The organism is uncultured Cytophaga sp., assembly GCF_937863595.1.
Taxonomy (GTDB): domain Bacteria; phylum Bacteroidota; class Bacteroidia; order Cytophagales; family Cytophagaceae; genus Cytophaga.
Genome location: NZ_CALMGQ010000015.1, coordinates 1 through 5,848 on the forward strand (window position 1 = coordinate 1; position 5,848 = coordinate 5,848).

The 5,848-nt window shown below is 33.0% G+C and carries 8 protein-coding genes; 5 read left to right on the forward strand and 3 right to left on the reverse strand.

The features are described 5' to 3' along the window. Positions 1–365, forward strand: a 365-nt coding sequence (locus Q0543_RS01490; RefSeq protein WP_299248078.1) for a hypothetical protein, incomplete at its 5' end; no start/stop codon positions are given. A 59-nt stretch (positions 366–424) separates the two neighbouring features. On the opposite strand, the gene Q0543_RS01495 is transcribed toward Q0543_RS01490, so the two are convergent. Both Q0543_RS01495 and rfaD read right to left on the reverse strand, forming a co-directional pair. Further along, the gene (locus tag Q0543_RS01495; RefSeq protein WP_299248081.1) at positions 425–871 is read right to left on the reverse strand and encodes a hypothetical protein; all 447 of its coding nucleotides are present in this window, start codon (positions 869–871) and stop codon (positions 425–427) included. Positions 872–881: 10 nt separating this feature from the next. Beyond that, a complete protein-coding gene (gene rfaD, locus Q0543_RS01500; protein ID WP_299248083.1) occupies positions 882–1,847 on the reverse strand; it encodes an ADP-glyceromanno-heptose 6-epimerase in 966 nt (321 codons plus the stop codon). A gap of 58 nt (positions 1,848–1,905) precedes the next feature. Between rfaD and Q0543_RS01505 the strand changes: the two genes are divergently transcribed. Genes Q0543_RS01505 through lpxB form a run of 4 tightly spaced genes read left to right on the forward strand, consistent with a single transcriptional unit; the run spans position 1,906 to position 5,384 of the window. Continuing rightward, positions 1,906–2,775: a helical backbone metal receptor gene (locus tag Q0543_RS01505; protein ID WP_299248086.1), complete on the forward strand. Its 870-nt coding sequence runs from the start codon at positions 1,906–1,908 to the stop codon at positions 2,773–2,775. Further along, entirely contained in the window at positions 2,772–3,767 is a 996-nt protein-coding gene (locus tag Q0543_RS01510; RefSeq protein ID WP_299248088.1) for an iron ABC transporter permease, read from the forward strand. The genes Q0543_RS01505 and Q0543_RS01510 overlap by 4 nt, the downstream gene beginning before the upstream one ends. Positions 3,768–3,821: 54 nt before the next feature. Continuing rightward, positions 3,822–4,244, forward strand: a complete 423-nt coding sequence (locus Q0543_RS01515) for a 6-carboxytetrahydropterin synthase (protein WP_299248097.1) — start codon at positions 3,822–3,824, stop codon at positions 4,242–4,244. A 21-nt stretch (positions 4,245–4,265) separates the two neighbouring features. Next, positions 4,266–5,384, forward strand: a complete 1,119-nt coding sequence (lpxB, locus tag Q0543_RS01520) for a lipid-A-disaccharide synthase (RefSeq protein ID WP_299248091.1) — start codon at positions 4,266–4,268, stop codon at positions 5,382–5,384. Positions 5,385–5,564: 180 nt separating this feature from the next. Here lpxB and Q0543_RS01525 read toward each other — a convergent pair. Continuing rightward, the coding region (locus Q0543_RS01525; RefSeq protein ID WP_299248094.1) for a M48 family metalloprotease at positions 5,565–5,848 on the reverse strand (284 nt) is incomplete at its 5' end.

Below are 5,848 nucleotides of genomic sequence, written 5' to 3' on the forward strand. Positions count from 1 at the left end.
GTAAACCATTCGTTATTGAAGGGATCACTGGAAGTTATAGAAAAATAACTGGGGGGGAATATCAACTTTCATTTAGTAATGACCGCTTTGTGAAATTCACTTTTATGAATCCCATACAACAATCTAAAATTGATTTGACACAACAAAGCAGAGCTGCATTTATTCGTTACGAAGATCCATCAACAAGCTTAATTGGAAAACCTGCAGGCGGTTTTGTTCAAATAGATAAAATCGATGAAAACAACAAAGTAGTTTCGGGTAGTTTTGAAATGAATTTGAGAGTAATTTTAGCTGATGGTTCAATAAAAAATATCGCAATTTCAGAGGGTAGATTGAATGAAATTCCGATTGTTTACAAACAATAAATATTAAAAAAAAGATATGTAAAAATAAAGCCTCTCGTTAATAACGAGAGGCTTTATTTTTACATATCACCAGCAGAAAACAATAAATCAATAGGTGTGTCAACATCATACAACCATTGATATCCCTTGGATTCTTTATTACAGAACGGTTCAATCAATTGTATCATTTTTTTGTAACTTTCAAGTGTTAAGTCACAATAAAAATGTTTGCCTTCTACGTCTACAATCCCAAGATCTTCATAGTCGATGCGCATCGTAAATGAGCAATTTATCGATTCAATAAAATCCAACTCGTGCACATATAAGGGGTTCTTATTTTCAATAATTACAGTTTGTATCGCTTTTTGAAATGCTTTTGCTTGCCTAGAGTCAAAGTTTGATAAGCGAACTGCATGTTCATTAAATTCATTTATTTCATATAGAAACTCTAACTTCATCGCTGGGGTATTCGTTTTATGTAACTGATAAAATAAAGTAGAAGTTATGGGGTGAATGAAAGTATTCACCCCATAACTTCTACCAATACTTTTCAGCTATTAGATAATTCTTTACATAATCTTCAATGCCTTCTTCAAGCGTATGAAATTTTTCTGTATATCCAATGTCTTTTAATTTATTCATATTGGCTTCAGTGAAATATTGATATTTATCTCTGATGTCAATAGGAGTGTCTATAAAGGAAATATCTTCTGCTACCCCCATGTTTTTGAACGTGTTTTTAACTAAATCTAAGAATGTGCGCGCCTTACCACTTCCAAGGTTATAGATACCACTATCTTTTCTATTACGCATTAAGAAAATGATCACGTTGCATACATCTTTTACATAGACAAAGTCACGCATTTGTCCACCGTCTGTATATTCTGCTTTATGTGAACGGAACAATTTCATTTTTCCAGATTCTTTAATTTGATGGTAAGCATGGAAAATAACAGAAGCCATGCGGCTTTTATGAAATTCATTGGGTCCGTATACATTGAAGAATTTCAAACCTGCCCAAAACATGGGTTTCTTTTCTTGTTGTAAAGCCCAAATATCAAAATCGTTTTTAGAATCACCGTAAGGGTTTAATGGCTTTAATTGAGGGATGATTGTTTCATTGTCATCGTACCCAAACTCTCCGTTACCATATGTTGCTGCGGAAGATGCATAGATTAAGGGTATTTGATAATCGATGCATGCTTTCCATATTTTTTTTGAATAATCTACATTCAATCGATCAAATATAGCTTTATCAAATTCAGTCGTATCAGTTCTTGCGCCAATATGAAAAATGAAATCAATGTGTTTGTTGTTTTTCTCCAACCAATCAAAGAATTGATCGCGATCCACATATTCTTGTATTTTTTTATTTGCAAGATTCTTTTTCTTCTCTGGATTATCAAAATGATCTACTGCAACTATATAGTTAAAGTTGAGTTCATTTAAGCGTTGAATTAAACAACTTCCAATAAATCCTGCAGCACCTGTAACAACCATCATAAGACTTCGTGATTTTTATTCGAATATTTGGTTTAAATTTACTAATAATTTTCGACCTATGAGGAATTCTATCTACTTGTTTTTATTAATAACTGGAATGCTATTGGGATGTACCCAATCTAATACAGAAAATAAAATTAAACATACCCACATTGTAGTGGATGATATGGGGCGTAAGATAGATTTGCCAATCTCTCCAACCCGGATAATAAGTTTAACACCATCTATTTCCGAATTACTATACACGTTTATTGACTCTTCTAGAATTGTTGGTAGATCCGCTTGGTGTGATTATCCGGAAGGAATCAAAACCAAGCCTGTAATCAATAGTTATCCAGTAGATATTGAAGCGTTGGTTCGTTTAAAGCCAGATTTGATTTTGGTTAAAAAAGGGATGATTTCAATACAAGATTTAGAAAAACTTGAACAATTACATCAAACCGTATTTGTTCAAGAATATGATTTAATGAAAGATATTCGTAAAAGTGCTACAACCTTAGTACAACTTACAAAAGGGGACACCTTGCAATTAAATCAATGGCTTGTTCGATTAAAAAATAATTCCTCAGCAATAAAAAATACAAAAAAGTTTTTAGCCATAACCTCAGTAAATCCAGTGTATGTGTATGGAAAGAAAACTTTTTTATCTGAATTGGCAGAATTTGCTGGTGGAGAAAATTGTGTTCAATTGATCGATAATCCTTACCCAACAATAGATGTAGAATATATGTTGCGCTCAAATCCTGAAGTCTATATTTTTGATTCGGAAGCGCAGAAAGCTTTATTTTTTGAAACCTATCCAATATTGAAAAAAACTATCGGATTTCAAGAGTCAAAATTATACGTGATTGATGCATCCGTTATGAGTCGCCCTGGTATACGATTACCTATTCTAAAGGATTCTATCACAGCAATAATGAATCGATGAAACAGTTATCTATAACACTCAGTGCTTTCGTTGTTTTATTCCTGTTACTGATTTTAGGAACTTGTCAAGATGTTTTTAAAATCAAACTTCTTTTCGAAGCACTCTTTCATTTTAATCCGCAATCTATAGATGACCTTATTTGGATTGAGATTCGGTTACCCCGATTGATATTGGCTTTCTTTACAGGGGCAGCTTTAGGCCTGTCAGGGTATTTAATGCAGGTCTTAGTTCGCAATCCGTTGGCTGATCCTTATGTACTGGGAAGTTCCTCTGGAGCGTCTTTATTTGCGGCTATTTTTTATGTTTGGTTAGCTCCGAACAATTCAAGCATAGCTTTACTACTAATGTTGACATTTGTAGGTGCACTATCTACAAATCTAATTTCTCTAGCATTGTCAACAGTTAAAGGTAAAATAATATCCTATCGAATGATTTTAGTAGGTATTTCTATTTCTAGTTTAGCTATTGCTGTCTTGTCACTATTGATGTATACTACTGGAGAAGATCAATCTTGGAAGAGTATTATTTTTTGGACGTTTGGCTCCTTCCAAACTGCTTCGTGGTTTAAAGTGCTACTTATGACTTTTTTTATTTTTATATTGGGAGGTATTTCATTTTTCTTTTTTGCACCCTTTCAAATAATGGAGCTAGGAGAAGAAAATGCCAATCGATTGGGTGTTTCTGTACATAAATTTCGCATAGTTATTTTATTGATTTCTTCGCTTTTAACTGCAATGGCTGTAAGTATGGTAGGTCCAATAGGTTTTATAGGGTTAATTATGCCTCATATTACACGAATGTTATTCCGAAATCAACTTACTAAATCGTTTATTCCTTGGTTATGTTATTTTTCGGGCATTTTCCTACTGATTTGTGAAATGATATCAAGTCAATTATTTCCACCTCAAGGAGTGCCTGCAGGCATATTAATGTCTTTGGTTGGTGTTCCTTTTTTTCTATATTTATTATTAAAGAGCTCAGATATAAATTAGTATTCACACGCGCTCAATTCGTATCTTTACAAGAATGAAATCTCTAATACTATGATTGTATACGTTTCTAGACAAGAACATTTTAATGCGGCTCATAAATTATATAACCCGAAATGGTCTGAAGAGAAAAATATTGAATTATTCGGACCTTGTGCAAATAAAAATTGGCATGGACATAATTTTGATTTAATTGTTACCGTAAAAGGAGAACCCAATCCCGATACTGGTTTTGTAATTGATTTGAAAAAATTAAGCACATTGATTCGGGTTGAAATAACAGATAAGGTAGATCATAAAAATTTGAACCTGGATGTCGATTTTATGCTAGGTAAAATGGCGAGTACAGAAATATTAGCAATTGAGTTTTGGAGAATTCTTCAGCCTCAAATTTTGCAATTATCAAATGGGAGAGGTGTATTACATAGTATTAAATTGTATGAAACACCTAGGAATTATGTGGAATATTTTGGTGAGTAAGTTTTGTTTTAATCCATTACAATGAAGTATTATTTGATTTGCGGAGAGCGTTCAGGGGACTTACATGCTTCTAATTTAATAAAAGCAATTAAGGCACAGGATCCAGAGATTAAAATGCGTGGTATCGGAGGCGACTTATCTAAAGCTGCTGGTTTGAAATTACATGCCCATTATAAAGACATTGCATTCATGGGTATTATGGAAGTATTATTTAATATACTTACAATTGCAAAAGTTTTAAACGCAACTAAAAAGGATATTCAAGAATACAAACCAGATGCAATGATACTTGTTGATTTCTCCGGATTTAATATGAAAATTGCTGCTTTTTGTAAAGAGCAAAACATAAAAGTCTTTTACTATATTTCTCCAAAAGTTTGGGCCTGGAATACAAAACGTGCACACAAAATAAAACGCTTGGTTGACCATATGTTTGTCATATTGCCTTTTGAAAAAGAGTTCTATGAGAAATTTAATTATAAAGTAGATTATGTTGGAAATCCTCTGCGTGATGCAATAGCACAGTTTAAACCAGATGGTAATTTTTTACAAAAACACCAATTAAATTTAGAAAAGAAATTGGTTGCTATATTGCCTGGAAGTCGATATCAGGAAGTAACAATGCTTTTAGATCGAATGGTTGAAGTTGCTTTTGATTTCCCACAGGTACAATTTGTTATTGCAGCCGTTTCTAATTTGGATTCAGCTATTTATGAGCCTTATAAGCGGAATAATGTGCGGATTGTAACAGATGAAACGTATGATTTGTTATTGCATTCAAGGGCTGCTGTAGTAGCTTCTGGAACTGCTACATTAGAAACATGTTTGTTTAATGTTCCCCAAGTAGTTTGTTATCGTTTAAATTCAATATCCTATTCCATTGCTAAAATGGTATTGAGCGTTAAGTATATTTCATTGGTAAATTTAATCGTAGATAAGCCCGTTGTTAAAGAGCTTATCCAAGGAGAGTGTACCATTAAAAATATACGAAAAGAATTAGAACATTTGATTCATGACTCTAACGCTAGAAATATAATGCTTGCTGGTTATCAAGAAGTGTCAGACAGGATTGGTGAAACAGGTGTTTCTCAAAAAACGGCTTCTTTGATTGCGTCTTACATGAAGCCAGAGGAAGTATAACTACTACTATTCGTTTTAATTAAGCATTTTAATTATTGTTATATTGATGTGTCACAAATGTCTGTTATTACAGAGGTTTGAAATAAAAAAAAGGATAGAAACTAAATCTCTATCCTTTTTTTATTTTTTTACTGCTTGCACAATACTTTATTATAGTAGGTTGTACCTAGCAACTGAAAACTAACTCTTAATTCCCATAGCATCCAAGCGCTTTGTAACAGGTGGATGCGAGTAATGTAAGAATACATATGCTGGATGCGGCGTAAGATTGCTTAAATTCTTTTTACTTAGATTTTTTAATGCTATGCCCAAATCTGAAGCACTTGAGGTCTGGGAGGCAAACGCATCCGCTTCATATTCATTTTTTCTAGAAAGGATATTTACGAATATACCTGTGATCGTAGATAATGGAGAGAATAATAATCCAAACCCAATTAAATTCAAAGCGATGCTATTTGAACTCG